The sequence below is a fragment of the Mycobacterium pseudokansasii genome (genome assembly GCF_900566075.1).
Taxonomy (GTDB): Bacteria; Actinomycetota; Actinomycetes; order Mycobacteriales; family Mycobacteriaceae; genus Mycobacterium; species Mycobacterium pseudokansasii.
Map to the genome: position 1 here is coordinate 6,031,403 of NZ_UPHU01000001.1, position 25,747 is coordinate 6,057,149.

General features: G+C 64.9%; 27 protein-coding genes and 1 pseudogene. 16 read left to right on the forward strand and 12 right to left on the reverse strand.

The genetic code is table 11. The annotated features are described in order from the left end of the window. Positions 1-4 precede the first annotated feature (4 nt). The gene (locus tag EET10_RS27310; RefSeq protein ID WP_036405622.1) at positions 5-589 is read left to right on the forward strand and encodes a hypothetical protein; all 585 of its coding nucleotides are present in this window, start codon (positions 5-7) and stop codon (positions 587-589) included. A gap of 117 nt (positions 590-706) precedes the next feature. Here the strand turns inward: EET10_RS27310 and EET10_RS27315 are convergent, their stop codons facing one another. Beyond that, positions 707-1,552 (reverse strand): patatin-like phospholipase family protein, encoded by an 846-nt coding sequence (locus EET10_RS27315; protein ID WP_036405624.1) that lies wholly within the window; start codon positions 1,550-1,552, stop codon positions 707-709. Positions 1,553-1,847: 295 nt separating this feature from the next. On the opposite strand from EET10_RS27315, the gene EET10_RS27320 reads away from it, so the two are divergent. Beyond that, complete coding sequence (locus EET10_RS27320; RefSeq protein ID WP_036405657.1) at positions 1,848-2,390, forward strand: protein disulfide oxidoreductase; 543 nt, start codon at positions 1,848-1,850, stop codon at positions 2,388-2,390. Next, positions 2,387-3,265, forward strand: coding sequence for a cytochrome c biogenesis CcdA family protein (locus tag EET10_RS27325; protein WP_036405626.1), 879 nt, complete (start codon positions 2,387-2,389; stop codon positions 3,263-3,265). Before EET10_RS27320 ends, EET10_RS27325 begins: the two co-directional genes overlap by 4 nt. A gap of 9 nt (positions 3,266-3,274) precedes the next feature. Here EET10_RS27325 and EET10_RS32075 read toward each other — a convergent pair whose 3' ends face one another. Both EET10_RS32075 and EET10_RS30040 read right to left on the reverse strand, forming a co-directional pair. Beyond that, entirely contained in the window at positions 3,275-3,667 is a 393-nt protein-coding gene (locus tag EET10_RS32075) for a hypothetical protein (RefSeq protein ID WP_051490687.1), read from the reverse strand. Beyond that, positions 3,644-3,934 (reverse strand): annotated as a pseudogene (locus tag EET10_RS30040) (DUF427 domain-containing protein); the annotation flags it as partial. The pseudogene EET10_RS30040 and the gene EET10_RS32075, both read right to left, overlap by 24 nt. Before the next feature lie 164 nt (positions 3,935-4,098). Between EET10_RS30040 and EET10_RS31400 the strand changes: the two are divergent. From EET10_RS31400 to EET10_RS27350, 6 genes are all read left to right on the forward strand, one after another. After that, a complete protein-coding gene (locus tag EET10_RS31400; protein ID WP_425293791.1) occupies positions 4,099-4,272 on the forward strand; it encodes a hypothetical protein in 174 nt (57 codons plus the stop codon). Continuing rightward, on the forward strand, positions 4,273-4,761 hold the full coding sequence (locus EET10_RS27335) for a radical SAM protein (RefSeq protein ID WP_244602109.1): 489 nt from the start codon (positions 4,273-4,275) through the stop codon (positions 4,759-4,761). An 85-nt stretch (positions 4,762-4,846) separates the two neighbouring features. Beyond that, a complete protein-coding gene (locus EET10_RS27340) occupies positions 4,847-6,019 on the forward strand; it encodes a zinc-binding dehydrogenase (protein WP_036394406.1) in 1,173 nt (390 codons plus the stop codon). Positions 6,020-6,185: 166 nt separating this feature from the next. Further along, positions 6,186-7,001, forward strand: a complete 816-nt coding sequence (locus EET10_RS27345) for a TIGR04255 family protein (protein ID WP_036394404.1) — start codon at positions 6,186-6,188, stop codon at positions 6,999-7,001. Then, complete coding sequence (locus EET10_RS29380; protein WP_136623038.1) at positions 7,001-7,669, forward strand: hypothetical protein; 669 nt, start codon at positions 7,001-7,003, stop codon at positions 7,667-7,669. Before EET10_RS27345 ends, EET10_RS29380 begins: the two co-directional genes overlap by 1 nt. A gap of 146 nt (positions 7,670-7,815) precedes the next feature. Beyond that, complete coding sequence (locus tag EET10_RS27350; protein WP_136623039.1) at positions 7,816-8,670, forward strand: hypothetical protein; 855 nt, start codon at positions 7,816-7,818, stop codon at positions 8,668-8,670. Between the two features lie 81 nt (positions 8,671-8,751). Here the strand turns inward: EET10_RS27350 and ligD are convergent, their stop codons facing one another. Continuing rightward, positions 8,752-9,789: a non-homologous end-joining DNA ligase gene (ligD, locus tag EET10_RS27355; protein WP_036405628.1), complete on the reverse strand. Its 1,038-nt coding sequence runs from the start codon at positions 9,787-9,789 to the stop codon at positions 8,752-8,754. 37 nt (positions 9,790-9,826) lie between these two features. On the opposite strand from ligD, the gene EET10_RS27360 reads away from it, so the two are divergent. From EET10_RS27360 to EET10_RS27370, 3 genes are all read left to right on the forward strand, one after another. Continuing rightward, positions 9,827-10,912: an ATP-dependent DNA ligase gene (locus tag EET10_RS27360; protein WP_036394400.1), complete on the forward strand. Its 1,086-nt coding sequence runs from the start codon at positions 9,827-9,829 to the stop codon at positions 10,910-10,912. Between the two features lie 13 nt (positions 10,913-10,925). After that, positions 10,926-12,500, forward strand: a complete 1,575-nt coding sequence (locus tag EET10_RS27365; RefSeq protein WP_036394398.1) for an FAD-dependent monooxygenase — start codon at positions 10,926-10,928, stop codon at positions 12,498-12,500. Positions 12,501-12,967: 467 nt separating this feature from the next. Beyond that, a complete protein-coding gene (locus EET10_RS27370) occupies positions 12,968-13,423 on the forward strand; it encodes a hypothetical protein (protein WP_244602110.1) in 456 nt (151 codons plus the stop codon). A gap of 40 nt (positions 13,424-13,463) precedes the next feature. Here EET10_RS27370 and EET10_RS27375 read toward each other — a convergent pair whose 3' ends face one another. Continuing rightward, positions 13,464-14,849 (reverse strand): HNH endonuclease signature motif containing protein, encoded by a 1,386-nt coding sequence (locus EET10_RS27375; protein ID WP_122502674.1) that lies wholly within the window; start codon positions 14,847-14,849, stop codon positions 13,464-13,466. A gap of 174 nt (positions 14,850-15,023) precedes the next feature. Beyond that, positions 15,024-16,268: a cytochrome P450 gene (locus EET10_RS27380; protein WP_122502675.1), complete on the reverse strand. Its 1,245-nt coding sequence runs from the start codon at positions 16,266-16,268 to the stop codon at positions 15,024-15,026. Positions 16,269-16,348: 80 nt separating this feature from the next. Here EET10_RS27380 and EET10_RS27385 point away from each other — a divergent pair, with 80 nt between their 5' ends. Further along, positions 16,349-16,792: a DUF2330 domain-containing protein gene (locus EET10_RS27385; protein WP_122502676.1), complete on the forward strand. Its 444-nt coding sequence runs from the start codon at positions 16,349-16,351 to the stop codon at positions 16,790-16,792. 79 nt (positions 16,793-16,871) lie between these two features. Here EET10_RS27385 and EET10_RS27390 read toward each other — a convergent pair whose 3' ends face one another. Genes EET10_RS27390 through EET10_RS27400 form a run of 3 tightly spaced genes read right to left on the reverse strand, consistent with a single transcriptional unit; the run spans position 16,872 to position 19,653 of the window. Beyond that, entirely contained in the window at positions 16,872-17,777 is a 906-nt protein-coding gene (locus EET10_RS27390; protein ID WP_036394499.1) for a haloalkane dehalogenase, read from the reverse strand. 17 nt (positions 17,778-17,794) lie between these two features. Then, the gene (locus EET10_RS27395) at positions 17,795-18,280 is read right to left on the reverse strand and encodes an NUDIX hydrolase (RefSeq protein ID WP_036394393.1); all 486 of its coding nucleotides are present in this window, start codon (positions 18,278-18,280) and stop codon (positions 17,795-17,797) included. A gap of 11 nt (positions 18,281-18,291) precedes the next feature. Next, the gene (locus EET10_RS27400) at positions 18,292-19,653 is read right to left on the reverse strand and encodes a WS/DGAT/MGAT family O-acyltransferase (RefSeq protein WP_036394392.1); all 1,362 of its coding nucleotides are present in this window, start codon (positions 19,651-19,653) and stop codon (positions 18,292-18,294) included. A gap of 193 nt (positions 19,654-19,846) precedes the next feature. Here EET10_RS27400 and EET10_RS27405 point away from each other — a divergent pair, with 193 nt between their 5' ends. Next, positions 19,847-20,617, forward strand: a complete 771-nt coding sequence (locus tag EET10_RS27405) for a cysteine hydrolase family protein (RefSeq protein ID WP_063466778.1) — start codon at positions 19,847-19,849, stop codon at positions 20,615-20,617. An 87-nt stretch (positions 20,618-20,704) separates the two neighbouring features. Here EET10_RS27405 and EET10_RS27410 read toward each other — a convergent pair whose 3' ends face one another. Next, positions 20,705-21,781 (reverse strand): SDR family oxidoreductase, encoded by a 1,077-nt coding sequence (locus EET10_RS27410; protein ID WP_122502677.1) that lies wholly within the window; start codon positions 21,779-21,781, stop codon positions 20,705-20,707. 205 nt (positions 21,782-21,986) lie between these two features. Here EET10_RS27410 and EET10_RS27415 point away from each other — a divergent pair, with 205 nt between their 5' ends. Then, positions 21,987-22,763: a lysophospholipid acyltransferase family protein gene (locus tag EET10_RS27415; protein WP_051490688.1), complete on the forward strand. Its 777-nt coding sequence runs from the start codon at positions 21,987-21,989 to the stop codon at positions 22,761-22,763. 159 nt (positions 22,764-22,922) lie between these two features. Next, a complete protein-coding gene (locus tag EET10_RS27420; protein ID WP_133163485.1) occupies positions 22,923-23,309 on the forward strand; it encodes a hypothetical protein in 387 nt (128 codons plus the stop codon). Positions 23,310-23,528: 219 nt separating this feature from the next. Here EET10_RS27420 and EET10_RS27425 read toward each other — a convergent pair whose 3' ends face one another. Together EET10_RS27425 and EET10_RS27430 are read right to left on the reverse strand one after the other, a co-directional pair. Continuing rightward, entirely contained in the window at positions 23,529-23,867 is a 339-nt protein-coding gene (locus tag EET10_RS27425; protein WP_136624771.1) for a DUF732 domain-containing protein, read from the reverse strand. A gap of 235 nt (positions 23,868-24,102) precedes the next feature. Further along, positions 24,103-25,674, reverse strand: coding sequence for a succinic semialdehyde dehydrogenase (locus EET10_RS27430; RefSeq protein ID WP_174719721.1), 1,572 nt, complete (start codon positions 25,672-25,674; stop codon positions 24,103-24,105). Between the last annotated feature and the right edge of the window lie 73 nt (positions 25,675-25,747).

The following is a 25,747-nucleotide window of genomic DNA, read 5'->3' on the forward strand; positions in this document are numbered from 1 at the left end:
CGTCATGAGTCCCACCACGCGCAGCTGGGCGGTGATCGCCGCCGCGACGGTCGCCGCCCTCGCCTGGCTGCTGACTCCCGCGACTGCACTGGCCGACCCGCACAACCCGCACAACGTCACCTACATCGTGAAGGTGGACGCGCCCATTTCCAGCGCCCGGGCGATCTACATGGTCAACGACAGCTATACGGCTACGGCCCCGTTGAGTGCAACCGGCCGCGAATTCACCACCAACACCATGCTGGCCGATGCGGCGAAAGCTGGTATGCAAGTGAGCATCCCATCGCCGTATTCGGGAAACGTGCACTGCGAGATCGACGTGGACAACAATGTCGCCGCAATGGTGGATCAATACGTGGCGTCAACGCCCGGAGCTCCCGGCGACCCGGATACCTACGGGGTGGTGGCCTGCGGCGCCTCCCCGCTACCCGTACCGCAGTGGTGGGCCAAACTCTGCGATGCCTGGTGGTGCGTCGACACTTCTTTTCCTTCCAACGCCCGCGACGAGGCCCGTTCCGACGTGACCCGGGACTCTGACTCTGAGCGCAGTCCGACGTGGCCACGTCGACCCTACGAACCGGCGGTTTAGCGCCGGCCGGCCTTGCCGCGACCGGGGCGTATCGTCGAGGGGCGGGTGAAACCCTTTGGCGGAAACAGTTTTGGAGCAGGTGCAGGCCCCGGCTCGGCGTTGTTGGACTCGCGGCGGTCAATGCCGGTGCGGCGCAAGCAGGGCCGCCTGACCAACGAGAGGTTGGCGCGCTGCCAGCCACTCGAGGGTACTGTCATGGGATCGCTCGATCAGCCGGGCGGTGTGCGAGAAGTCGATTGGTGAAACGCCGAGCGGGCACAGCGGCGGAACGACGCGCAGGTCGACCGATTTCTCATAGCGGGCGACGTCGAGGGCCAGGCGCTGGTTGATGGCGAGGGTCAAGGCGTGTATCGCCATCGCCAGCGCCCCGCGTGGTGCTTTGGGCAGGGCACACGGGTAGCCGGTAGGCAGCACCCAGATCAGATCGGCGCCGAGCGCGACAGCGTGCGACAGCGGGGTGTTGTTCACCACACCCCCGTCCATCAGTTCGCGCCCGTCGATGTTCACCGGAGGAAAGACGGCGGGAATGGCGGCGCTGGCCGTGATCGCGTCGACCGCGTCTCCCGACGAAAGCAGGACGTCGTGGCACGAAAGCACGTCGGTGGCCACCACATGCAGCGGTATCGGCGCATCCTGAAGCCGGCGAAACTGCAGATGGTCCTTGAGAAGCCGCCGCAGGCCGTGGTTGGGGACCAGGTTGGACCGCAGCCCCAGAAAGCCCAACAGCCCCACGATGGGTCGGGTGGGGAACACGTCTTCTCTCGACAGCGACCGCCACAGGTCGGCCAGCGCGCCGATCCCCTCGACATCGGCACGCGACCCCAGCCAGCCGCCATTGACGGCGCCGACGGACGTGCCGACGATCAGTTCCGGGGCGATTCCGCTCTCGGCCAAACCGAGGAGCATCCCCACCTGGATGGACCCGAGGCTCCCGCCGCCGGAGAGCACGAACGCTGTCGTCATAGTTCACCCAATAGCATGCCTAATAACAGCCAAAAGGCGCCGGATCTCGATGTACCGTGTCGCCAACGTGTGGTGGCGACGATAGCTGGCTGTGACGGCTGCCGAACCCGGCACGGGGGATGACTGTCAGCACGCTGACCAACGGGTGGATCCCGTCGAGCCTTTCCGCTGTGCTGCCCAGGTGCGAAGTAATAATCGACTCTCGTCCCGCGTGACCGCTTCGGCGCGCCGCCAGCCGACGGCCGGTCGACCCTTTGTCGGACCGGCAGCGATCACGCGACCACCGGGTCGCGTCATGGCCGGTCGCCTGCTAGCCCCGCTCGTCGCGCTGGTCGTCGCGGTCGCCGGTTGCGGCCCGGCCTCGACGGCGACGCCCGCGCCCGCAGCGCCCTCAGGCGCCGCAGCTAGCCCGCCCAACGCCCATACGCTCGTGCCGGCGCAGCTGCAGTTCACCGCAACGACTGTGGATGGCCGGCAATTTTCAGGAGCAAGCTTGTTCGGCAAACCCGCGGTGCTGTGGTTTTGGGCCCCATGGTGTCCGGTGTGTCAGCGAGAGGCCCCGACGGTGGCCAAGGTCGCTGCCGCGCGTCCAACGGTGGCCTTCGTCGGGGTGGCCGCACAAGACCAACTGCCGGCCATGCGGCAATTCGTCGACCGCTACCAGCTCAGCGCCTTCCCGCAGTTGGCCGACACCGACGCCGCGATTTGGGCGAGGTTCGGGGTTGTGGCGCAACCGGCTTTCGCTTTCGTCGGCGCAACCGGCCACATCGACGTCGTCGAGGGTCCCTTGACCGAGCCCGAGTTGACCAAGCGGGTTACCGGACTGGCCGGCCCGTGATCGACACCGCGCCGCTGGGCTTCGCGCTGGGAGCCGGGCTGGTGGCTGCGCTGAATCCGTGTGGATTCGCCTTGCTGCCGGGCTATCTGGGATTGGTGATCGCCGGTGGTAGCCAAACCACCTCGCGCCCAACGGCGTTAGCCCGTGCCGGGTCGGCCACACTGGTCATGTCGGCCGGCTTCCTCACCGTATTCGGCGTGTTCGGCCTGCTGATTTCGCCGCTGATCGCCTCGGTACAGAAGTATCTTCCGGTTGCCACCGTGGTCATCGGTGTAGTGCTGATCGCAACGGCGGCCTGGCTGCTCGCCGGCAAGGATATCGCGGTGGTGACGCCGAAGCTGTCCGGCGGGGCGCCGACGGCACGCCTGCGCTCGATGTACGGCTACGGCGTCGCCTACGCGGTGGCCTCACTGTCGTGCACCATCGGGCCCTTTCTGGCCTTGATCAGCACGACCTTTCGGCACGGTTCGACGGTCACCGGCGTGCTGGCATTTTTGGTCTACGCCAGTGGCATGGCCGTCACCGTCGGGGTGGCCGCATTGACCGTGGCCTTCGTCGGATCCTCGGACGCCGGCGGGCTCCGCCGCATCCTGCCCTATGTCGGGCGCATCGCCGGCGCACTGCTGCTGCTCACCGGGCTCTACGTGACGTATTACGGCTATTACGAGATCTCCCTGTATTTTTCCGGCGCCAGCGCAGATGATCCGGTCATCGCAGCCGCCGGCACAGTGCAAAGCTGGCTGGTCCGCCACGTCGACGCGCTCGGGGTGTGGCCCATGCTCGGCGTCCTCGCCGCGCTCACCGCAGCTGCCGTAGGTTGGCGAATACTGGCTCGTCGCAACACATCTAAGAGCAGTGGCACACTGCACGACTGATATTGCGTATCAGGCGAACCGTTCCAGCCAGGTCGTCACCCCATACAACACCGCGTACGTACCGGCCGCGATTGCCAGCGTGGTCGCCAGCCGGCACCGCAACCGGCGCACGCCGCCGAGGCTGCACTGATTGCGTCGCCGCAACGCGATCCACACCAGCAGCGCGAGGACACCGAGCCCGCTCAGCCGGAACCACCACGCATAGTTGCCGTACAGATTGTTCGCCCACGCCAATGCCGTTGCCCCGCTGATAATTCCGAATATCGCGAGGACGGTGGGGCCGACGCAGCACAGGATGCCGACCAAACCGCCGGTGACGCCGATACGCCAGATCGGCAGCCGGTCACCCTCCTGTGAGCGCGGCGGTGCAGGAGCTTCTTCGGGCTCGCCTTCCACGCGCACACCGTTCCAGAACGCGACGTGGTTCTTGATCCGGCGCGCCAGCGGACTGGGACGCGGGTAGTACCAGGCCGCGTCCGGCTTCACATCGCCGTTAACCGATACGGTGTAGTAGTGCGCCAGGCCCTTCCACGGGCATATCGACGTGGTCCGGCTGTCGACGAGGTGCTCGCGCCGCAGCGACTCCGGCGGGAAGTAGTCATTGCCCTCCAGGCGGACGGTCTGCGGCGCCTCAGCCAGCACCGCCCCGTTCCACACGGCACGAATCATTCCAGTCAACCTCCTGCAATCATCCTTGCCGCTATTGCACGCTATTGCGCTGCGGCGCGCAGCTGAACTGTAGTTCTGATGACAGTTGCGCGTCGGCACGCTATCCACCGTGATGAGCTACCCCGGTTGCCGGGCCGATGGGAAACGGGGCACCAGTGACGACAATGAAGCGGGACCGCGACGAGGTAGTCCTCGAATACACCAGGAGCATCTGCCCGGTATGCAAGGTGGTGATCGACGCCCAGGTCAACCTCCGCGGCGGCAAGGTCTATCTGCGCAAGCGGTGCCGCGACCATGGCGAGTTCGAGGCTGTGGTGTACGGGGACGCTCAGATATAGGTGGAGTCAACACGATTCAACAAGCCCGGCACCATTCCGCTGCAGTTTCAGACCGAGGTTCGCGACGGCTGCCCCAGCGACTGCGGTCTGTGCCCGGACCACAAACAGCACGCCTGCCTCGGCTTGATCGAAGTCAACACGCACTGCAACCCGGACTGCCCGATCTGTTTCGCCGACTCCGGTCACCAGCCCGACGGCTACGCCCTCGCCGTGGCGCAATGCGAGAAGATGCTCGATGCACTCGTCGCGGCCGAAGGCGAGCCCGAAATCGTGATGTTCTCCGGCGGCGAGCCGACGATCCACAAGCAGATTCTCGAGTTCGTCGACGCCGCCCAGGCCCGGCCGATCAAGACCGTCATCATCAACACCAACGGCATTCGCCTCGCATCGGATCGAAGGTTCGTCGCCAGCCTCGCGCAGCGCAACCGGAGGCCGAACGACTCGGTACACGCTGATGATCGCGGAAAAGGCGTGATCGATCATCGGTGATGACGCCCGGGGGTGACAGGCCGGTTCGTCGAGGCTTACGTTGGCCCGGCAAGGACATCGACCTGACCGGAAGGGCTGTCTCAGGATGAGAGCGGTAACCTGCCACAACGCGAGGCTCGAAGTGGTCGAACAGCCCGCCCCCAAGCCGGCTAAGGGCCAGTTGCTGATCGATGTCCGCAGGTGTGGCATCTGCGGATCGGACCTGCATGCCCGTTACCACTGCGACGAACTCGCCGACGTGATGGACGAATCGGGCTACCACGCCTTCATGCGCTCCGACGAGCACGTGGTGTTCGGACACGAATTCTGCGGCGAGGTGGTCGACTACGGTCCCGGCACCCGCAGGGCTCCTCGGCCCGGCACCCCGGTTGTCGCGATGCCACTGCTGCGACGTGGCAACGAGGTGCACGGGATCGGGCTGTCGACAATGGCGCCGGGTGCCTACGCCGAGCAACTGCTCGTCGAGCAGTCGCTGACGTTTCCCGTCCCCAACGGCCTGCCGCCCGAGATCGCCGCGCTGACCGAGCCGATGGCCGTCGGCTGGCATGCCGTGCGACGTGGCGACGTCAGCAAACGTGACGTCGCGATCGTGATCGGCTGCGGCCCCATCGGTCTCGCGGTGATCTGCATGCTCAAGGCGCACGGCGTGCGCACCGTGATCGCCAGCGACTTCTCCCCGGGCCGGCGCGCGCTGGCCACCGCCTGCGGCGCCGACGCCGTCGTCGACCCGGCGCAGGACTCCCCCTATGCGACGGATGCGAGCCGCAAGCACTTGCAGGGCATCCTCGAGGCGTTCGATCTGGCGGTCGGCACGATCGAAAAGCTGCATCGGCTGCGGCTGCCGTGGTGGCACGTGTGGCGCGTCGCCGAAGCGGCCGGTGCCGCGACCCCCAAGCATCCGGTCATCTTCGAATGTGTCGGTGTCCCAGGCATTATCGACGGCATCATCGCGAGCGCGCCGCTGTTTTCCCGCGTCGTCGTGGTCGGGGTCTGCATGGGCGCCGACCACATCCGCCCGGCGATGGCGATCAACAAAGAAATCGACCTGCGGTTCGTGCTCGGCTACACCCCACTCGAGTTCCGCGACACGCTGCACATGCTCGCCGACGGCAAGGTCAACGCCGACCCGCTGATCACCGGGACCGTCGGGCTGGCCGGTGTCGAGGCCGCGTTCGACGCGCTCGGCGACCCCGAGGCACACGCGAAAATCCTGATCGACCCCAAGAGCAGCGCCGCGAGCCCACAACCTGTGCGTTGACCGCCGTGTGAGTTCGGTGCGGGCTCAACTTCCCCAGCCGGCTACTGCTAGTTCTGGGACGGAGTCGGAAACAAATGGGGACTTACAGCAACGCCCCATCCCACGGCGTCGTCGTCAGGTCTTTCGACTGTCACACTCGTCATGGGTGTGAAGTACAGTGTGAAGCATGGCGACCGCCGCTCATCCCTTCGCCTTCGCAGAGCCCGACATCAATGTCCCACTGCAGTCGGCTCCGCTTGTTCGCGCCATCGCTCAGATCAGGTTTCCGCACCTCACGCGATTCTCGACCAACGAGGACGCCGTAGCCACGCGCATTGCTGATGCTCTCGCGGACCAGTACCCATTGATGGATGTCGGCCAGGAAACGACGTTGATCATCACCCCTGATGGCCTCAGTGAAGATCCCACGACCACCCGACTGTGGCGTCTCAGCAGCGGCGATCGTGACTGGCAGATTACCTTCTGTGGCACCTTCCTCAGTGTCGACACCACTCATTATGTTCGACTCAGGGACTTTGCTCAGCGGCTCGTTGACGCATGGAAGGCCGTGAATGAGCAGGTGACCGTGCCCTACATCGATCGTCTTGGGGTTCGGTACGTCAACCAACTCACCAGGCCAGACCTCCTGACCCGACTGCCCGAACTGTTGCGAACCGAGGTGCTGGGAATTTCAGTCTCCCAAGGTGAGGAATTCGCGCTGCTTTCGAATATCACTGAAGCGCGCTATCGGTTGTCGGATGGGGCGTCCTTTATGGCGCGCTGGGGCATGCTGCCGGCCAACACAAGCATCGACAATGCGGTGCCCGCGTACGACTACCCGACATGGCTGCTCGACATGGATTCGTTCCGAGAGTTCACACCCGGCTCGCAACAGGGCGCGGATATCTTCGAAGATGTGCGCGCCCTGACGCTACGGGCTTATCAGTTCTTCCGGTGGGCAGTGACAGAGGACTTCCTCGTCGCTTTTGGGGGTGAGTTGTGATGGCCACAGCAAGTGTTGGCAACTACCGCGTTCAGGTTGCCCAGTATCAGTTCAGCAAATTTGGCACCGTCGCGCCGCCGATATTTCCGTACGCAGGAAAAGCGGGCGCTTCCCTCCTCATGGCTGGCCTTGCAGCGTTTGGTGGGCTCGCGGGGACTTCGATCGGCGGCAATTACGGTGCGATCCAGGTGCTTGCGGCTGTAAAATGCACTGGCCGTGGAGAATTCGCCGCGGCAATCAAGCCGAAATCCGCCCCAGCCGCCACGCGCGTACTTGGCGCTGAGTCTCGAGGCGACCGCGAAGAGGTCGCATGGATCAAAGCGCACTCTGGGCTCACCTGGGACCAGATGGGAAAGATCTTCGGCGTCTCTCGGCGCGCCGTTCATATGTGGGCTAACGGTGGACGACTCAACGAGTCGAATGCCCGCCGATTGCGCGCCTTTGCTGCGATCATCCGTGGTCTTGAGTCCGAGATGCCGGACGACCCAAGGCCAGAGGTAGTACGTGCCCGATTACTTCAAGTTGAACGAGACGGGTTGAGCGTTGTCGACCGTCTACGTCGAGGGCATTCCACCGGACCAACTTGGGGCGCTCCGTTTGGTCCGGAACGCCTCGTGAATGCTACCCGCGAACCCCTGCGCAAACCGGCGGGTGAAGTCGGGCCGTAGCGGTGTGGGGTATCGGGCGGTTTCTGGCACTACTTCGATCGACAGAGGTTAATTCGGACCAACTAGCGCAGTGCCCGGCGCCCGAGTTAGCCACATCGTGCCGCGATTGGCGACAGGGCGATGTCTTCCGTAACGCCAACACGTTTGTGTTCGATCACAACTGGTCACCACAATTGGTTCGAACGACGCATGGCGCGGTCGTCGTCAGCCAATCATGCGACGCATCGCTGCCTCACCGGGAGCGCATTCAGATTGCGCCGCTTGTGCAGTTAGCGGATGCCGACGATGCGCGTGAGGCAGCATCGGGAGAACGTACCCAGTACGTGGCCGTACCGAGATTCGGGCCAGATTGTTTCGCCGACCTCGACGGCATCACCACTGTCGCGAAGACCGCTCTCGTCTCATGCGAGCGCGTCGCAGGCGTTGAATCAGACGATGAGGTCCGCGTGTTTGCATTCTCGGTCTCCCGCCGTTATGGACGCTTCGCATTCCCAGACGAAGTAGTAAAGTGCCTGCATCCGCTCAGAGAGGCTCTAAAAGCTAAGGCGCGCAAGGAACAATCACCGCTCGGACAGGCACTTGCCTGTGTTCACTCAATCAGGGTGCAGTGTGAGGATTGGACGCGTTCGCCGCACGAACTGACCCTCGTCATCATTGTTGAGGCCGACGTGGTCCCTTCAGACCTCGATGACATCGGACAGCCACCGGGTGACCTCGCGGCCCCGACACAGGCGAATCTGAAGACTCAGATCAACAAGTATGCGACCTACCTCGCCAAGGCCGATCGAAGTCAGGTCGAGCGATACTTCGCTTGGTACTACCTCGCCGAGATTTGGGCCCGACAATGCGAGGCAGCTGCGCGGTCAAAGGGGCTCACTAGCTTCGTAGGCTCCGTAACGGCTGAATTGGCGGCGATCGATGACTTTCCACTTTCGCGGGTCCTGAAAACCGAAAGCTTGGATCTCGACTATTTGTCCGACTCGCGCAAGCCAATGGCCTAGGCGGGCAGATCATCCAGCGGAAGCCTGGCAGATCGCCACCACTAGACATGGCCGGATCTCGGCGCTCGAAGACAGATCCCATCACCCCTTGGTGTCCCTTTTCAGATCCGTATCCCGGCTCGGCTGCACCCGTTTGGGCTCGCCCGGCATTTTCGGATAGTTCGGCGGATAGGGCAGGTCACCCAGCCCACGCTCGTCGTCAGCGGCGGCCAGGTCGATCAACGGCGCAATCGATTGAGCCACATCGTCCATGCCGGCCCACGGGTCCTCGCGACCCGCCACCAGATCGGGCACCGTGGCGATGGTGTAGTCGTCGGGATCCGCACCGGCCAGCTCGTCCCACGTCAACGGTGTCGAAACGGTGGCAATCGGAGTTGGGCGCACCGAATACGCTGACGCCATGGTGCGGTCGCGAGCATTCTGGTTGAAGTCGACGAAGATTCGCGCGCCCCGCTGTTCTTTCCACCAGGACGTGGTCACCGCGCCGGGTGCGCGCCGCTCCAATTCGCGGGCCAGCGCGATGCCCGCCCGGCGCACCTGGATGAAGTCCCAGTCGGTGGCGATCCGGAGAAACACGTGCACCCCGCGTCCCCCGGAAGTCTTCGGGTAGCCGACCAACCCGAGTTCGTCGAGCAGCGGCCGCAACACGTCGACGGCGACTGCCCGCGCCTGCGCAAAACCGGTGCCGGGCTGCGGATCCAGATCGATGCGCAATTCGTCGGGATGCTCGGTGTCGGGGCAGCGCACCTGCCATGGGTGCAGCGTCACGGTACCCATCTGCGCGGCCCACACGATCGCCGCGGGATGGGTGACTTTCAGCGCATCGGCGGTGCGTCCCGACGGGAACGTCACCCGGCAGGTCTGCAGGTAGTCGGGATGATGCTGGGGCACCCGCTTTTGATAGATCTCCTCGCCGTCGATGCCGTCGGGGAAGCGCTGCAGATGCGTGGGCCGGTCGCGAAGCGCAGCCAGCATCGGGCCCCGGCCCACGGCGAGGTAGTACTCGACCAGCCGTCGCTTGGTGCCGCCGGACCCGAGCTGCGGGAAGTACACCCTGTCCGGGTTGGTCACCCGCACCCGGATGCCGTCGACGTCGAGTTCTTCTGCTGCAGCAGCCATAGCTGGATTCCAGCATGCCGCACGACACAATGAACCCATGGACCTGCCCGTGATGCCGCCCGTTTCGCCGATGCTGGCCAAGTCCGTCAAGACCATCCCGGCGGACGCGTCGTACGAGCCGAAATGGGACGGCTTCCGGTCCATCTGCTTTCGCGACGGCGACGAGGTCGAGTTGGGCAGCCGCAACGAGCGGCCGATGACCCGCTACTTCCCCGAACTGGTCGCGGCCATCAAGGCCGAACTGCCGTCGCGCTGCGTCGTCGACGGCGAAATCGTCATCGCCACCGAGCACGGCCTGGATTTCGAGGCCCTGCAACAGCGCATCCATCCGGCAGATTCGCGGGTGCGCATGCTTGCCAAGCACACACCGGCGTCGTTCATCGCGTTCGATTTGCTGGCTCTCGGCGACGACGACTACACCAGCCGTCCGTTCCATGAGCGCCGGGCGGCGCTGGTCGACGCGTTAGCCGCTTCGGGCCCGTCGATTCACGTCACCCCGGCCACCACCGACCTGCACACCGCACAGCGCTGGTTCTCCGAGTTCGAGGGCGCCGGCCTCGACGGCGTCATCGCCAAACCGCTGACCGTCACCTACCAGCGGGACAAGCGGGTCATGTTCAAGGTCAAACACGAACGGACCGCCGACTGCGTGGTGGCCGGCTATCGGGTGCACAAGTCCGGCGGTGACATGGTCGGCTCGCTGCTGCTAGGGCTCTACCAGGAGGACGGCCAACTCGCTTCGGTCGGTGTGATCGGCGCCTTCCCGATGGCCGAACGGCGGCGGCTCTTCACCGAATTACAGCCGCTGGTAACAACTTTCGACAACCATCCGTGGAATTGGGCCGCCCACGAAGCCGGCGAACGCACCCCGCGTAAGAACGAATTCTCCCGCTGGAACGCCGGCAAAGACCTGTCCTTCGTGCCGCTGCGGCCGGAGCGGGTCGTCGAAGTCCGCTACGACCACATGGAAGGCGCGCGGTTTCGCCACACCACCCAGTTCAACCGGTGGCGGCCCGACCGCGATCCGCGCTCGTGCACCTACGCCCAACTCGAGCAGCCGGCGTCGTTCCACCTGGACGACATCGTGACCGGCCTGGGACCGGGCACTGCGGCGGACAGCTAGGTACTCTCACCCCGTGGTCCAGGTCGTCATCGCCGGAGCCGGCCCGAACGGGCTGATGCTGGCCTGCGAATTGGGATTGGCCGGGATCCGGCCGGTGGTGTTGGACGGCAGTCCCGGGCCCAACCGGCAACCTCGCGCGGCGGGCATTGTCGGTCAAGGAGTTCGGATCTTCGACCACCGCGGCCTCTACAGCACCCTCGCGCAGACGCAGGAACCGCCGCAACCCGCCCCCGGCTCATTTTTTGCCGGGTTCGGCTTCAGTCTTGCCGCGGTGCCGAATCACCAGCTGTACAGACTTCAAGTGGAACAACCCAGGCTTATCGAGGTGCTGGTGGCCGCCGCCGAGAAATACGGCGTCGACTTTCGCTGGGGTCACGCGTTAGCCGGCTTCGACCAGGGCGGCGACGGCGTCACCGTCAACATCGCCGGCCCGGACGGCGCCTATGAGCTAACGACCGAATACCTGATCGGCGCCGACGGCGGCTCGAGTATCACCCGCAAGCTGGCGCGCATCGACTTTCCCGGGATGTCGTCGTATGACGTGATCGAGCACGTGACGTTCGGCGTGCTGCCACCGCTTGACTGGGTCGATCCGGTGAGCGGGGCACTGAACGTGCCGGGATTCGGTGCGGTGCCGGCCAGACAGTACTTTCGTACCGGCCGCGGCATCTTCGGGTGGGGCCTGCAGCTGACGGACCGGCCGGGGGCATTCACCATCGAGTTGGACAGCTCGCCCCGCGAAAACCCCTGCGCGGCCGACAGCGACGCCGCGCCCATGTCGGTTGCCGAGCAGGAGGCCAGCATCAAACGCGTGCTGGGCGCAGCTGTGCCGCTCCAGCCCGAATCCACCGGCGCACCACCGGATTTGCGGCGTTACCGGGGCGTGAACTCGAGGATCGCGTCGCAATACCGGGCCGGCCGGGTCCTGCTGGTCGGCGATGCCGCGCACGTGCAGCCCCCGCTCGGGGGACCAGGTCTCAATCTGGGTCTGCAGGACGCGATGAACCTCGGCTGGAAGCTGGCCGCGGTGCTTGACGGACGGGTCGGCCCCGAGCTGCTCGACACCTACGAGGCCGAGCGCCGGCCGGCCGCCGAGCGGGTGATCATGTACAGCCGCGCCCAGCTGGCCCTTATTCGGCCCGGGGCCGAAGTCACTGCGTTACGGGAAGTCTTTACCGAATTGCTGGCGCAGCCCGATGTGGTCCGTCACCTCGGCGACCTAGTGTCGGGCGCCGATATTCGCTATGCGACGAGTTCGGATCAGCATCCCCTCGTCGGGCGCTGGGTGCCGGATTTTGCCGTCGAAAACTCGTGCGGAACCACTCGCGTCGCGGAGCTTGCCCGCGACGGGAGGCCGTTGCTGGTCGACCTCACCGAACAGGGCGTAGTGGCTCAGGCGGCAGTCGACATTGCGAACCGGGTCACCGTTGCCGCAGGACGCCCGGTCCCGGACGTACCGGCAACGGCGCTGCTGGTACGTCCAGATGGTTACGTGGCCTGGGCGTCCGCAGCGCCGACACCTGACATTGCCGACCTCGACGAGCTTGATCGCCTGCTCACCCGTTGGTTCGGCGTCACCTTGACCTGATCTCAAGAGCCGCCGATCCCCCGGATGGGGGACCCCCGTTGTCCGCCGTTCGCGCTACTCGGAATTCGTCGCAAAGGACCACTGATCAGGGGACAACGCATGCCGCGGGAATAGGGCATCGTTGCAAGGCTGGGCATTTTCGCACGGCAGGTTGATTGCGATAAGGAGATATCTGATGAGCCATGAAGCCCTTTTCCATGAGCTGGACGCCGTATACGCGTGGGCTGTCTTCGTGGTCGACGACATCGATTCGTAAGCACCGTGTCGGCTCTCGGGCCGACTAGATCGGAGGTCAAGTCCCAAGACGCGGTGTAGCAAAGCTCGATCGCCCGACCCTTGGGCGGGCAGATCAGGCGGTGCGATATCCGCCTTTGTTGCTACACCGCGTCCCCGGGCGCAACCCCGCGCGGCGCGCCCGCAAATTCGAACGTCCGGATACAGCTATTCGACACCCTTAAGATGTCGTGATGCTGCACGTATCGTCATTGTTCGTTGCCGGCACCGCCACACTAGACGAATACGGCGCGATCAATGCGACGCGCATCCCGATGACCTGGTTTCAGGTCGACCAAATGCCGCTCTGGGCAAAGGTTCCCGTTGTTCTAGTGGTGCATGCCAAAGCAGGTGGTGACTACGACCCGGAACTCCACGTCGTGTGCAAGGACCCCGCCGGGGTGCCGCGCGGAACCCTCAAAGCCAGTTGGCACTGGCCGGACGACGAAGATAAAGCTTCCAAGTACCGGTGCTTTACCCAAGAACTCTCCTTTCCGATCGAGACTGAAGGCGAGTACACGATCGGCGCCTACTATGACGAGCAAGGCAAGTTCGAGCTGTCCACACCAATACCGATCTCGATCATTTTGGCCGCTCAGACTCCGCGCGGCGATGAGGGCGAGAACGCTGCGAATGACGACAGCGGCTAGACCGGCCGCTGGCCGGCTACGCGTGGGAAGTTGTGCGGGCTTACGGGGATCGCGTGTCTTCTTCGTCGTCTTCGTCTGCGTGGAGGAGTTTTTCGGGATGGTGCATGGTGTTGGTGCGGGGTTGGCCGCGGTCGAGATGGGGTGGGGGTGTCCATTCGGTGTCGCCGTGGGTGTTTTTGCGGGTGCTCCAGCCTTTGTCGGCTAGTGGGTGGTGGCCGCCGCAGGCGAAGGTGAGTTGGTTGACGTCGGTGGTGGGTGATTGGGCGTAGGGGATGACGTGGTGGACCTCGCAGAAGTAGCCCTTGACGTCACAACCCGGCGCGCTGCACCCGCGCTCCTTGCCATACAACACGATTCGCTGCCCCGGTGAGGCCAGCCGTTTGCTGTGATACAGCGCCAACGCCTTACCGCCGTCGAAAACCGCGAGATAATGCCGGGCGTGGCGGGCCAGCCGGATCACATCACTCATCGGCAGCAGGGTGCCGGCGCCGGTGAGTCCTTGTCCGGCAGCGGCTTCCAGTTCGGCCAGTGTGGTGGACACGATGATCGTCGCGGGTAGGCCGTTGTGCTGACCCAACTCCCCCGACGCCAGCAGGCCGCGCAGCCCGGCCAGCAGCCCGTCGTGGTTGCGTTGGGCCGCTGAGCGGGTGTCGGTGTCGATGGCGGCTTGACTGGGGGTGCCCTCCACACAGGGGGTTTTCGATTCGGGGTTGCACATGCCGGGGGCACCCAGTGTGGCCAGCACGGCTTCGACGGTGGCGCGCAGCTCGGGGGTGATCAGCCCACGCAGCTCCGACATGCCATCGGCCTGCTGGCTGCCTAAGGTCAGGCCGCGGCGGCGGGCGCGGTCCTCATCGCGGTAGGTGCCGTCGGGATTGAGACAATCAGCGAGGGTGTCGGCCAACCCCGCTAACTGTTCGGGGCGAACCTGGCTGCCTTGGCGGGCCAGCTGGGCTTCGGCGCGCTCGCGGGTGGCTTGATCGACCCAGCCCGGCAGCTGGTGGTAGAAACGTCGGATCACGTGGATGCTTTCGCCGCCCAATTTTCCGTCGCGTTGGGCGGCGACGGCCCCGGCCAGTACCGGGGCGATCGGTTCTCCGGTCAGCCCGCGCCGCGGCCCCAGATCGGCGGCGGCTTTGATGCGCCGGCTGGCCTCGGTGCGGCTGATCAGCGCCCAGTCGGCGATCGCATGCGACAGCTTGCCGCCTAGCTCTTCGGTGCTGGCTTGGCGGGCCAGGTTGTTGATCAGCTGATGCTCAGCCACCGGCAGCCGCCGGCGCACCTTTTCACACCGCTCCACCAACGCCAACCACTCCGGGGTGGTCAAGGCATCAAAGTTCAAATCCACCAACCTATCCACCGCGGCATCGAGTGCACCAAAGACCGCCGTGACCGTCTGCCGATCCACGACACCGCCCGAGCTCATACCCGCAATCTATCGACCGACACCGACAAGAATCGGGCAGAAAGTGACTGCCAAACAACAGATTTCACGTGTTCTCTCACAGCGAACAGCAATCCGGTGTGCCGGTGCGAAAGCGGGCGCCGACCCACATCACCCAAAGTGACCAGAACTGCACCCAACGGCTCAGCGAACTGACTAGATCACGACGGACAACGTCTGGAGCCCGCGAAGCGTAACGTTCGTCTTGTACTGTGGCTCACCGGCCAACCTGGCATCGGGGAATCGCGCGGTGATCGCCGACAACGCCACACCGGCTTCCAACCGCGCCAGCGGGGCGCCCAGGCAGTAATGCGCTCCATAGCCAAAACCCAAGTGCCGCAAGGGCGCACGATCCGGTTCGAAGGCGTCTGGTCGGTCGTACTCGGCCGGATCACGATGCGCCGCCGCCAGCAGCAACATCATCGTGTCACCCTTAGCGACCGAGATGTCCCCAATCGCCATGTCATCGCCGGCAATTCGGCCGACCAGTTGCACCGGCGGGTCATAGCGCATGGTTTCCTCGATGACCGCCGGTGCCCGGGCAGCGTCGGCGCCCAGCGCAACCCAGTGCCGACGGTCTCGCAGCATCGCCAAGATGGCGTTGCCGATCAAGTTCACCGTGGTCTCGTGTCCGGCGACCAGCAGCAGCATGCAGGTGGACACGATCTCCTCCTGGGTCAACTGATCGCCGGACTCCTCTACCGCGATCAGACCGGACATCAAGTCGTCGCCGGGCCTAATCCGGCGCTGCGCGATCAGCTCGCGCAGGTACTCGCGCAGCCAGCTGCCGGCCGCCAGCCCGTCGTTGAAGTCCTCGGAATGCTCGCCGGTGAAGGCGAGAAACGGGTCCAGCGACTGCGCGAGCAAGGCCGATGCCCGGCTGAACTGTGGCTCGTCTTCCAGCGGCACCCCGAGTAGCCGGCAGATCACCGCCACCGGCAATGGATAGGCGAAGTCGCCGACTACGTCGAAGCGGCCCTTTTCGGCGATCCGGTCCAGCAATCCGTACACCAGCGCAGTGATGTCGGGTCGCAGTGCGTTCACTACTTTCGGAGCGAATGCCTTACTGACCAGCTTGCGCAGCCGAGTGTGATCGGGCGGATCGAGAAACAAAAAGCCGGGCGGGAATTCGGTGCCCGGCGCCGGTGCATCCTGCAGCCGTCGCCGGGCGATCGTCGAGTTGGACCGGTCACTGCTCGACAACGGGTGCCGCAGCACCTCGGTGCAGTCGTGATAGGTCGAGAAAAGTACGAAGTTGGCGTCCGGCAGCTGCAGCGGCCCGTGTTCACGAAGCTGCGCACACACCGAATACGGGTTGGCCCGGATCGCCGGGTCCAGCAGTTGCAGCAGCAACGCCTGCGGTTCGGCGTATTCGGTGGGCTCCATGGGCCGTGTCGTCATGCTGACATTGTGCCCGTGCTTCGAGTGCGCCCTGGTCAAAGTAGCTGGCCGCAACCACGGTGCCACGTCGCATCTGCGACATGGCGGTGCTGCGCTTCTGCCGGTTGGTATTCGTTATCGGGTTGCTGCTTTCGGTAGCCATGGCCACCACGGTGCCGGCCGCGCCGGGCCATGCCTGCGCATGCCGCGCGGCGATCGCTCCGGGTGGTGCCCGCGCCACCATGAATCATGAAGCGGCACTGTTGCATTGGGACGGGACAACCGAGACCATCGTGATGCAGCTCGCGATGGACGCCACCACCGATAACGTCGCGCTGGTGGTACCAACCCCCGCCCCGGCCACCGTCGCCGCGGCGGACAAGGCTGCCTTCGTGGAGTTGGACACGTTGACGGCGCCGCAAGTCCAGCACAAGCGTCGCTGGATCCTCGGTATCGGGATGGTCGGATCTGCGCCGCGCGAGGGGGCCGCGGGGGCACACGCTCCGTCGCCGTCTACGACAACGTCGCCATCCCGATCCTGGTGATCCTGTTCGTCGGATTCTTCGTGGTCGTCCTGGCGGCGACGGTGATCTTCTTCGTGGTCTACGGGAGGCGCGGGCTCGGTCAGCGGCGCAGAAATTTCACGATGTAGTCGGCCAGCTCTTCGCCGGCGTCCTCCTGCAGGAAATGGCCGGCGCCGCGTACTACCGGGTGCTCGACGCCCTGAGCACCGCGCATCTCACGCTTGAAGATCTCGGCCATCGGCCCGGTGATGGGGTCGCTGTCGCTGAACGCCACCAGCATCGGCGTCGGACTCACACACAGTTTCGTCCAGGCCGTCTTGTTCGCCGCGGCCGCCGGGTCGTCCGGGGAGGTCGGCACCAGGCCGGGCATGGCGCGCGGGCCGGCACAGTAGTCGTCGCCGGGAAAGGGAGCGTCATAGCCGGCGCGCACCGCGTCGCTCATCTGCCGCCGGCATCCCCCTTGCACGAACCAGCCGATGTCCAGCTTCGGCGCGGTCTGGATCGCTTCCCGAAAGCGCCACCAGATCTCGGCCATTGGCTGCTCTCCGTTGGGCAGTCCGGTATTGGCGACGACCAGCCGCGCGAAGCGCTCGGGATGTTCGGCGGCCAGCCGCAATCCGATCAGCCCGCCCCAGTCCTGTCCGACCAGGGTGACGTTGCGCAGGTCCAGCACGTCGAAAGCCAGCGCGCGCATCCACTCGACATGACGCGCATAAGTGTGGTCTTCGCGGCGGGTCGGCTTGTCGGATCGGCCGAAGCCGACCAGGTCCGGGCAGATGACACGATGGCCCGCGCCGGCCAGGACCGGAATCATCTTGCGGTACAGATAAGACCATGACGGCTCGCCATGCAGCATCAGCACGGGGTCGGCGCGGTCCGGCCCGTCTTGCACCCAGGCGACCCGCAGTGTCCCGCCTTCGCCGTCGGGCAACTCGCAATACCTTGGCGCATAAGGAAAGTCAGGAAGGTCGTCAAACCGCTCGTCGGCTGTGCGCAATGTCTGCATCATGCGAACATACGCCGTCACGAACCCTTGCTTAACCCCGCCACCGAAGGATCTGCCATCAGCCGATCCAGGAAGGCGCGCTGCCCCTTGAGCAGCTTCGCGCGCGCCTGCGCCACCGGGAACCAGCCGGCCCGATCGACCTCCGGGAACGACCGCAACGTGCCTGACCCCTTCGGCCATTCCAGTTCGAAGGTGTTGCTGCGCATGTCGGTGACGTCGAGGTCGGCTTCGACGGCGAAGACGGTCACGACCTTGCCGCCCGGTTGTTTCAGCGCGCCCAGGTCGATTCGCGCTCCGTCCGGAACCGGCAACCCCAGCTCCTCGGTGAACTCGCGCCGGGCGGCCAGCCACGGGTCGTCGCCGTCGGGGTATTCACCTTTCGGAATCGACCATGCGCCATCGTCTTTGCGCGCCCAAAACGGCCCTCCGGGATGCGCGATGAGGACGTCGATGACGCCGGTCGGTGCCCGATACAGCAGCAAACCGGCGCTGAGTCTGGGCATCCGGGTGATCCTCAGACTCCGACGGCCTGCTCCAGATCCTTCAGCGCCGATTCCAGGTGGAGCAGCAGCCGCTGCAGGTGCGGCACGCTGCGACGGCAACCGACCAGTCCGAAGTCGAGATTGCCCGCGTTGTTCACCAGGGTGATGTTCAGCGCCTGTCCGTCGGGGATGTTGGACATCGGGTAGCTGCCGTCGAGCCGGGCGCCGCCGTAGTACAGCGGATCTGTCCCGCCCGGCACGTTGGAGATGACGATGTTGAACGGCGGCGGCACCGTCGACAGGAAGCCCGGTATGCCCGCCAACGTCAACGGCGCCATGTGTAGCGCGGACAGCGCGAGCACCTGCAGTTGCGGCAACTCGGCGAGCACCTTCTTGTTGGCGCGCATCGACTCGCTGATGATCTTGATCCGCTCCGCAGGGTCCTCGACGTGAGTGGCAAGGTTGCACAGCAGGCTGCCGACTTTGTTGCCGCCGCCGTCGGAATCGTCTTTGGAGCGCAGGCTCACCGGGACCATCGCAATCAGCGGAGTGTCCGGCAGGGCGTTCTGCTCGATCAGGTAATACCGCAGCGCACCGGCGCACATCGCCAGGACCGCGTCGTTGACGGTGACCCCGGCAGCCTGCTTGACGGCCTTGACGCGCTCCAGCGACCACGATTGCGCGGCGCACCGGCGCGCTCCGCCGATCTTGACGTTGAACATGGTGTGCGGCGCCGCGAACGGCAGCGTCAGCTGCTGCTGGAACAGCGCGGCGCGGGCCAGCTTGAAGGTCGAAGGGGCAAGGCCTACAACCGATCCCGCCAACTTGACCAGCGAGCTCAGCGGAGACGACGATTCGCCGGACGGCGGGCGCGACGCCCGGGGCAGATTCCACATCGCCCGCACCTCGGTGTCGTCCGGGTCGGTCGACAGGGTGCGCTGCATCAGCTTCATCGCGGAGACACCGTCGATCAGGGCATGGTGCATCTTGGTGTACATCGCGAACCGGCCGTCGTTGAGCCCCTCCACCACGTACAGTTCCCACAGCGGGCGATGCCGGTCCAGCAGGCTGGTGTGCAGCCTCGAGGTCAGCTCCAGCAGGTCGCGCACCCGTCCCGGCGACGGCAGGGCCGAGCGCCGGACGTGGTAATCCATATCGATCTCGTCGTCGTAGGCCCACGCCAGCCGGGCGATTCCACCCCCGATCGTCGCGGGGTGTTTACGGAACGTGGGCTGGAATTCCTCGTTGGCAACCAGCGCGTCGTAGAACTGCCGCACGAACTCCGGTCCGGCCCCCTGCGGCGGCTCGAACAACGACAAGCCGCCCACGTGCATGGGATGCTCCCGCGATTCGGCGAACAGGAACATCGAGTCGTTGGGCATCATCAATTCCATGCACCAATTAAAGCGCGTCGAACAACCTTGTTGGCTGTTCAGCACCGCGCTATGGCCGCAGCGGGCGGTATCCAGCCGACGCGCTCGTGGTCACGCTCCCTGTTGAACCTCGCAGCTGGTTTGCGGATGCGGGCCGCCCGAGGTTCTGGTACACCTTACGCACCACGGTCTGTGCTCGACGTGAGGAGATTGGATGGGCGCAGAACTAGTGCCGCTGGGCGCGGTGGCGGCGACAGCATGGCGGGTGTCGGAAGATCTCGTTGACACCGTCCGCAACACACCCCATCCGCGCCCCGTCCGGCTTGCCGCCGAACCGCAGAACCTCTTGATCGATCTTTCCCGAACCGGGATTGTGATCATCGACATGCAGAACGATTTCTGCGCACAAGGTGGCTGGCTCGACCACATTGGCGTTGACATCACGCCTGTCCGCAAACCCATCAGTCCCCTGCGTGGCCTGCTGCCCGCATTGCGGGACTCCGGTGTGCCGGTCGTATGGGTGAACTGGGGCAATCGACCGGACCGGCTGAATCTCAGTCCATCTCTGTTGCATGCTTTTAACCCAGTGGGCACGGGCGTCGGCATTGGTGATCCGCTGCCCCACACCGGCGCCCGCGTTCTACAACGCGACAGTTGGGCTGCCGCGATTGTCGACGAACTTCAGCCGGTAGCGGCGGACATACGCGTGGATAAATATCGGATGAGTGGCTTCTGGGACACTGTATTAGACAGCATCCTGCGAAACCTCGGCCTGACCACGCTGCTGTTCGGTGGTGTCAACACTGATCAGTGCGTCATGACCACACTGCAGGACGCCAACTTCCTTGGCTACGATTGCATCCTAGTCACCGATTGCACGGCGACCAGTTCGCCCGAATATTGCTGGGAAGCAACGCTTTACAACGTGAAGCAGTGCTTTGGATTTGTCACCGACAGCGCCGCGCTGCGTCAGGCGCTCAGCTAGATCACCGGATCGCTCAGACAGGGCGGCTTGGCCGTCCGGTGCGCAAGGCTGATCATTCGAAGGCCTGCACAGGGGCGCGCGGCGCCGTCAGAACATCGCCGCGGAGCCGACTTCCGGGTGACGGCGCATGAAATCCACGAGCCGGTCGACGTAGCCGGTGAAGGGCGGGGGCCCGACCGGGCCGTCGGCGAGGTCGGCGCGGCAATGGTCGGTCAAATAGAAAGTGGGATGGGTGAAATAGTCGACCGCCTCCGGCGGAATCCGCATCAACCGGTAGAGCCCGGGAACATGCGCCAACGAGCCCTTCGCCAGCTTGCGCGGTAGCGGAATCTTGACCAGTTGCCGGCCGGTCACCCGGGCCAGCACGTCGGTCATCTCCGCGACCGTAAGCGGTTGGGGATCGGCCAGGTGATAGGTTCGGCCCTCGGAAATGGCCAACCCACTCAAATAACTCACCGCGTCAACGACGAAGTCACGCGGGACCACGTTCACCCGCGTCATGGTGGGATCTCCCGCCACCGGCAGGATCGCGTGCCGGGGCTGCCGCAACAGCCACTGCATGACGAAGTAGGGCCCGTCGAACTTCTGCGTCTCACCCGTTCGGCTGTCACCGACCACGATCGAGGGACGATAGATGGTCGCCGGCATCCCGGCCGACATCCGCCATCTCACGTCCGCCTCGGCGAGATGCTTGGTCTCCTCGTAATAGTTGTTGAACGGCGCACCGACTTCCAGGTCGTCCTCGCCGAACGGGCCGGCGTAACGTCCGCTGACGTAGCAGGTGCTGAAGTAGTGCAGCCGGGTCAGGTTGGGACACTGATCAAGTACGTCAAGGACGTTGCGGGTGCCGTCGACGTTGATCCGGACCGCCGCCTCGCGAGCGACCGCCAGATCGTATGCGGCGGCCAGATGCCACGCCTCGGTGATTTCGCTCAGTGCGCCCGCGGCGAGGCCGAGCCCGGGTTGGGTGATGTCGCCCTCGACCAGCTCGATCCGCCCGCTCACCGACGGTTCGGCAGCGCTGAGTTCGGCCACGCGGCGCTTGGCCAGGGTGGCGAATTTGGACTGCACGAGACAGATTGCCGTGCCGTCCGTGCGTTTGAGGATGCGCGGTAGTAACGCGCTGCCGAGAAAGCCGGGAAACCCGGTCATCAATACGGTCATCGCCACACTCCTGCCCACTCGTGCGATGTCGTGTTTAGACCAGACGCTACCGATTCACGGAGTTGCCGACCGGGGACTTTAGACCTCGCAACCGCAGCCATTAGTCCTCGGTCAGAGCACCGGGGCGGGAGGATAATCGAGTCACCGGCACTTCGACTACTGATCGGCAGAAGACGTGAGCGGCAAGGGAATTGATGGCTCCGAGATGGCCAACTGGGATCCGGCCTTCACCAAGGCGTTGATCGGTACGGTCACCCCGCTCATCAAGCGCTGGTTCCGGGCCGAGGTGCGTGGCCTGGAATCGTTTCCCCCGACCGGTGGCGCTCTGCTGGTGTCCAACCACTCCGGAGGGGTGTTGACGCCCGACTGGAACGTGCTTGCGCCCGCCTTCTACGGCAGGTTCGGCTACGGTCGTCCGCTGTACACCCTTGCCCACTATGGGGTTTTCTTCACCCCGTTCCGCGCGGCGCTGGGCCGCCTCGGCGTCGTTCACGCCAATCGGGACAACGCGGTCAAGGCGTTGCGTTCGGGTGCGGTCGTGCTGGCATTTCCCGGCGGTGACTACGACGCATTCCGGCCCACGTTGGCGCAGAACGTCATCGACTTCGACGGTCGGACCGGATACGTCAGGACGGCCTTGCAGGCCGGCGTACCCATCGTGCCCGCGGTCTCCATCGGAGGCCAGGAGACCCAACTCTTCGTCACCCGCGGCAACTGGCTGGCAAAGCACTTGGGGCTCAAACGAATTCGCATCGAGATTCTGCCGGTCACCATCGGCCTACCGTTCGGCTTGACGGTGTTCTTCCCGGCCAATATGCCGCTGCCCGCCAAAATCGTCTACCAGGTGCTGGAGCCGATCGACGTCGCCGCCCAATTCGGCACGGACGCCGAGGCGGCGGAGGTCGACGCCCATGTGCGTTCGGTGATGCAAGCCGCGCTCGGCCGGCTGGGCCGCCAGCGCCGGGTCCCCATACTGGGCTGATCGATTGCCGGCCGACTTCCAGGCCATCGTGTTGGTGACGAAAGTCCTCAACTTGCAAACCTTTCTTTCAAACCGAGCCGGAACGGCGTTACTATTCGCCCGTGTCACACTAGTTGACCCACGATTGGTGAGGGGGCGCTAATGCGTCGAGGACTCGCAATGGCAGCGGTTGGAATGGGGTTCGCCAGCGCCGGGTTCATGGGCAGTCCGCCGGCGCAAGCCGACGATCCGCCCTACCACATCCTGAGTGCCCAGGATCTGTGCAATCTCGTTTACCCCAGTTCGGAGGCTATGCCGGACCCGGCCAAACAGCCCCCAGCGGTCGGTCTCATCTGTGTACGCCAAGGAGGGGCGCTGCTCCGCCTGGCCAGGGACATGCCGGCCATTTTCTCCAACACGTTCACCCTGGAACCGGGCAAGGCTCCGGAATTGCCGAAGGGTTCGGTGCGCGTCAACCCGAATGATCCGCTCAGCGACTGGATCATTCCGGACTGCTACGTCCCGGACCGCATCGACTGCAATCCGAACGCGCCCGGGCACCGCTGAATAGCGGCGCGCATTTCCGGTCTGGTCGCACCTGAAAGGTCAGCCACCCGACCGGTCGGCCATGGCGCAATGGCGCCAATTCGGTACCCGCGCATGCCGGATCAACCGCACGGAGAAACCCGTCCACAATCGCCGAGCGGGCAATGTCTGCATAAGCAATAGTTACCTTGGTTCCGCGAATGCGAAACCAAGGTAACTATTGCAAAGTCGCAGAATTCTCTAGTGGGCCGAGGAAAGCTCGTTCGGGCAGTAAATGGCCTCGGCGAGCTGGGCGAACTGGGCGTCCTGTAATGACGTGGCGTTGGCACGGTCGGTCTGAGCCGTGAACAGCAGCGCCTCGGCCTCGGTGTGGCCCTGGTTCAGGTACAGACACATGGCCGTCGCTCGGCCGACCGCCAAGTACGGGTTGACGTAGGGGATTCCGGCCTTGTCGAGCTGCTGGATGAACGTGGAATCAGCGGTGGAGTCGGCGTGTGCCGGCGCCGCGCCCACCCCCGCGCCTGCCACAATGGCCCCGACAGCCAACCCGGCAGCAGCCAGCATTGAGAACTTGACCATGATCTGTCCATTCACGAGGGGTACTTACTCGAATCGTACGCCGCTGATACCGGTAGGGGTACCCGAAATTTGAACGAAACCGCATTCAAAAGCCCGAACACACCGTGAGTAGTCAACGCCGCAACGATTCGCTTGATCTATACATCGCTTCGCTCCCGGAATTTATTCCGGATCGTTTAGGCCTAAAGCGGCCCGGCCCGCTTCCGCCGGTGCCGAGGTTCCCGTCGGGAACCGGCTATTTGACGCCGGGTAGGCGGCGCAGCACCCGCAATCCGCCGCTCATGAGGCGTGCGTAGTGGTCGGCACGCATCCAGGACGGCACGCCGACCGGCAGCCCGCGTTCGATCGCGATGGTTTGCGGCTCGGTGTATTTCAGGATCCCCTGCTCACCGTGGCGACGACCCAGCCCGGAGGCCTTCATGCCGCCCATCGGCGCGTCGACAGATGCCCACGCGGCGGCGTACCCCTCGTTGATGTTGACCGTTCCGGCCTGCAATCGGGTGGCCACCGCGCGTCCGCGCTTGGGATCGGAGGTCCACACGCTGAAGTTCAAGCCGTACAGACTGTCGTTCGCTTCTTCCACGGCCTCCTCCTCGCTGTGCACGCGATACAGCGAGACCACCGGGCCGAAGGTCTCGTCGGCGAACGCCGCCATGCCCTCGCGCACGCCGCTGAGAATGGTCGGCTCGTAGAAGTACGGGCCGATGTCGGGACGCGGCCTGCCACCGGCGAGCACGGTCGCGCCCTTGTTCACCGCGTCGTCGACGTGATGGGTCACGGTGTCGAGTTGTGTTTGGCTGATCAACGACCCCATGTCAGCCGAATAGTCAAGCGCGGCAGACATTTTGATCGCCGCAGTGGCTGCCACAAAGCGGTCGGTGAACTCCTCCCATAGGGCGTCGGGCACGTAGATGCGTTCCACCGAGATGCACAACTGGCCCGCATTGGAGAATGCCGCCCGTACCGCACCGACGGCAGCCTTGCCGACATCGGCGTCGTCGAGGACCAGCAGCGCGTTCTTGCCGCCCAGTTCCATCGAGCAGTCGATCAGCCTCTTGCCCGCCTGGGCGGCGACCGTGCGGCCGGTGTCGGTGGAACCGGTGAACATCACGTAGTCGGACTGCTCGACGATCGGTGAGCCCAGCTCCGATCCTGATCCCGTGACGCTCTGCACCAGCCCCCGCGGCATCCCCGCCTCTTCGAGTAGCCGCACCGCCCATAGGGCGGAGAACGGCGTCTGATTGTCCGGCTTGGCCAATACGGCATTACCGGCGACGATCGCCGGCAATGCATCGCTGATGCCCAGGGTCAGCGGATAGTTCCACGGCGAGATGATCCCGACCACGCCCTTCGGCAGCCGGTGTTCCCATACCTCGGTCAGGGCCAGCAGCACCCCTTGACGGCGCTTGGGGCACAGGTACTTCTCGGCGGTGTGGGCGTAATAGCGGGCGGTCAGGCATACGTCGGCGACCTCTTCGAAGGCATGGGCGCGGGCCTTGCCGCTCTCCAACTGGATGATGTCGAGAATCTCGTCCTGACGCCGCAGCACCAAGTCGTGAAAGCGCAGCAGAACCTCGGTGCGCTCGCCCAGCGGGCGCTGCGACCAGGCACGTTGCGCCGCACGGGCACGGCCGGCCGCGGCGACGACGTCCTCGGGGGTGCATTGCGGTACGCCGGCGAGCGGCTGTCCGGTCATCGCGTTGGTGACGTCGCGGCGACGGTCACCGTCGGCGGCGTGGACCCGCTGGCTCAGCGCCTGCAGCAACGGCGTGACTTTCGTTGTCTTGGGTTCGGAAATTGCGGTCATCCTGGCACTCCTCGCGGCATTGGGGTTCATGATTCGACTACCCGCGAGGTGGTCGCCGGACACGCGCCGATGA

Coding starts and splice junctions, on each gene's coding strand:
- EET10_RS27345 (WP_036394404.1), top strand. CDS start 6,186: ATGGCGACCGCCGCTCATCCCTTCGCCTTCGCAGAGCCCGACATCAAT.
- EET10_RS27405 (WP_063466778.1), top strand. CDS start 19,847: ATGGGCGCAGAACTAGTGCCGCTGGGCGCGGTGGCGGCGACAGCATGG.
- EET10_RS27390 (WP_036394499.1), bottom strand. CDS start 17,777: ATGCAGACATTGCGCACAGCCGACGAGCGGTTTGACGACCTTCCTGAC.
- EET10_RS27385 (WP_122502676.1), top strand. CDS start 16,349: ATGGCGGTGCTGCGCTTCTGCCGGTTGGTATTCGTTATCGGGTTGCTG.
- EET10_RS27320 (WP_036405657.1), top strand. CDS start 1,848: ATGGCCGGTCGCCTGCTAGCCCCGCTCGTCGCGCTGGTCGTCGCGGTC.
- EET10_RS27415 (WP_051490688.1), top strand. CDS start 21,987: ATGGCCAACTGGGATCCGGCCTTCACCAAGGCGTTGATCGGTACGGTC.
- EET10_RS27375 (WP_122502674.1), bottom strand. CDS start 14,849: ATGAGCTCGGGCGGTGTCGTGGATCGGCAGACGGTCACGGCGGTCTTT.
- EET10_RS27410 (WP_122502677.1), bottom strand. CDS start 21,781: ATGACCGTATTGATGACCGGGTTTCCCGGCTTTCTCGGCAGCGCGTTA.
- ligD (WP_036405628.1), bottom strand. CDS start 9,789: ATGGCTGCTGCAGCAGAAGAACTCGACGTCGACGGCATCCGGGTGCGG.
- EET10_RS31400 (WP_425293791.1), top strand. CDS start 4,099: ATGAAGCGGGACCGCGACGAGGTAGTCCTCGAATACACCAGGAGCATC.
- EET10_RS27400 (WP_036394392.1), bottom strand. CDS start 19,653: ATGGAATTGATGATGCCCAACGACTCGATGTTCCTGTTCGCCGAATCG.
- EET10_RS27430 (WP_174719721.1), bottom strand. CDS start 25,674: ATGACCGCAATTTCCGAACCCAAGACAACGAAAGTCACGCCGTTGCTG.
- EET10_RS27370 (WP_244602110.1), top strand. CDS start 12,968: ATGCTGCACGTATCGTCATTGTTCGTTGCCGGCACCGCCACACTAGAC.
- EET10_RS27395 (WP_036394393.1), bottom strand. CDS start 18,280: ATGCCCAGACTCAGCGCCGGTTTGCTGCTGTATCGGGCACCGACCGGC.
- EET10_RS27310 (WP_036405622.1), top strand. CDS start 5: ATGAGTCCCACCACGCGCAGCTGGGCGGTGATCGCCGCCGCGACGGTC.
- EET10_RS27360 (WP_036394400.1), top strand. CDS start 9,827: ATGGACCTGCCCGTGATGCCGCCCGTTTCGCCGATGCTGGCCAAGTCC.
- EET10_RS27420 (WP_133163485.1), top strand. CDS start 22,923: ATGGCAGCGGTTGGAATGGGGTTCGCCAGCGCCGGGTTCATGGGCAGT.
- EET10_RS27315 (WP_036405624.1), bottom strand. CDS start 1,552: ATGACGACAGCGTTCGTGCTCTCCGGCGGCGGGAGCCTCGGGTCCATC.
- EET10_RS27425 (WP_136624771.1), bottom strand. CDS start 23,867: ATGGTCAAGTTCTCAATGCTGGCTGCTGCCGGGTTGGCTGTCGGGGCC.
- EET10_RS29380 (WP_136623038.1), top strand. CDS start 7,001: ATGGCCACAGCAAGTGTTGGCAACTACCGCGTTCAGGTTGCCCAGTAT.
- EET10_RS27380 (WP_122502675.1), bottom strand. CDS start 16,268: ATGACGACACGGCCCATGGAGCCCACCGAATACGCCGAACCGCAGGCG.
- EET10_RS27340 (WP_036394406.1), top strand. CDS start 4,847: ATGAGAGCGGTAACCTGCCACAACGCGAGGCTCGAAGTGGTCGAACAG.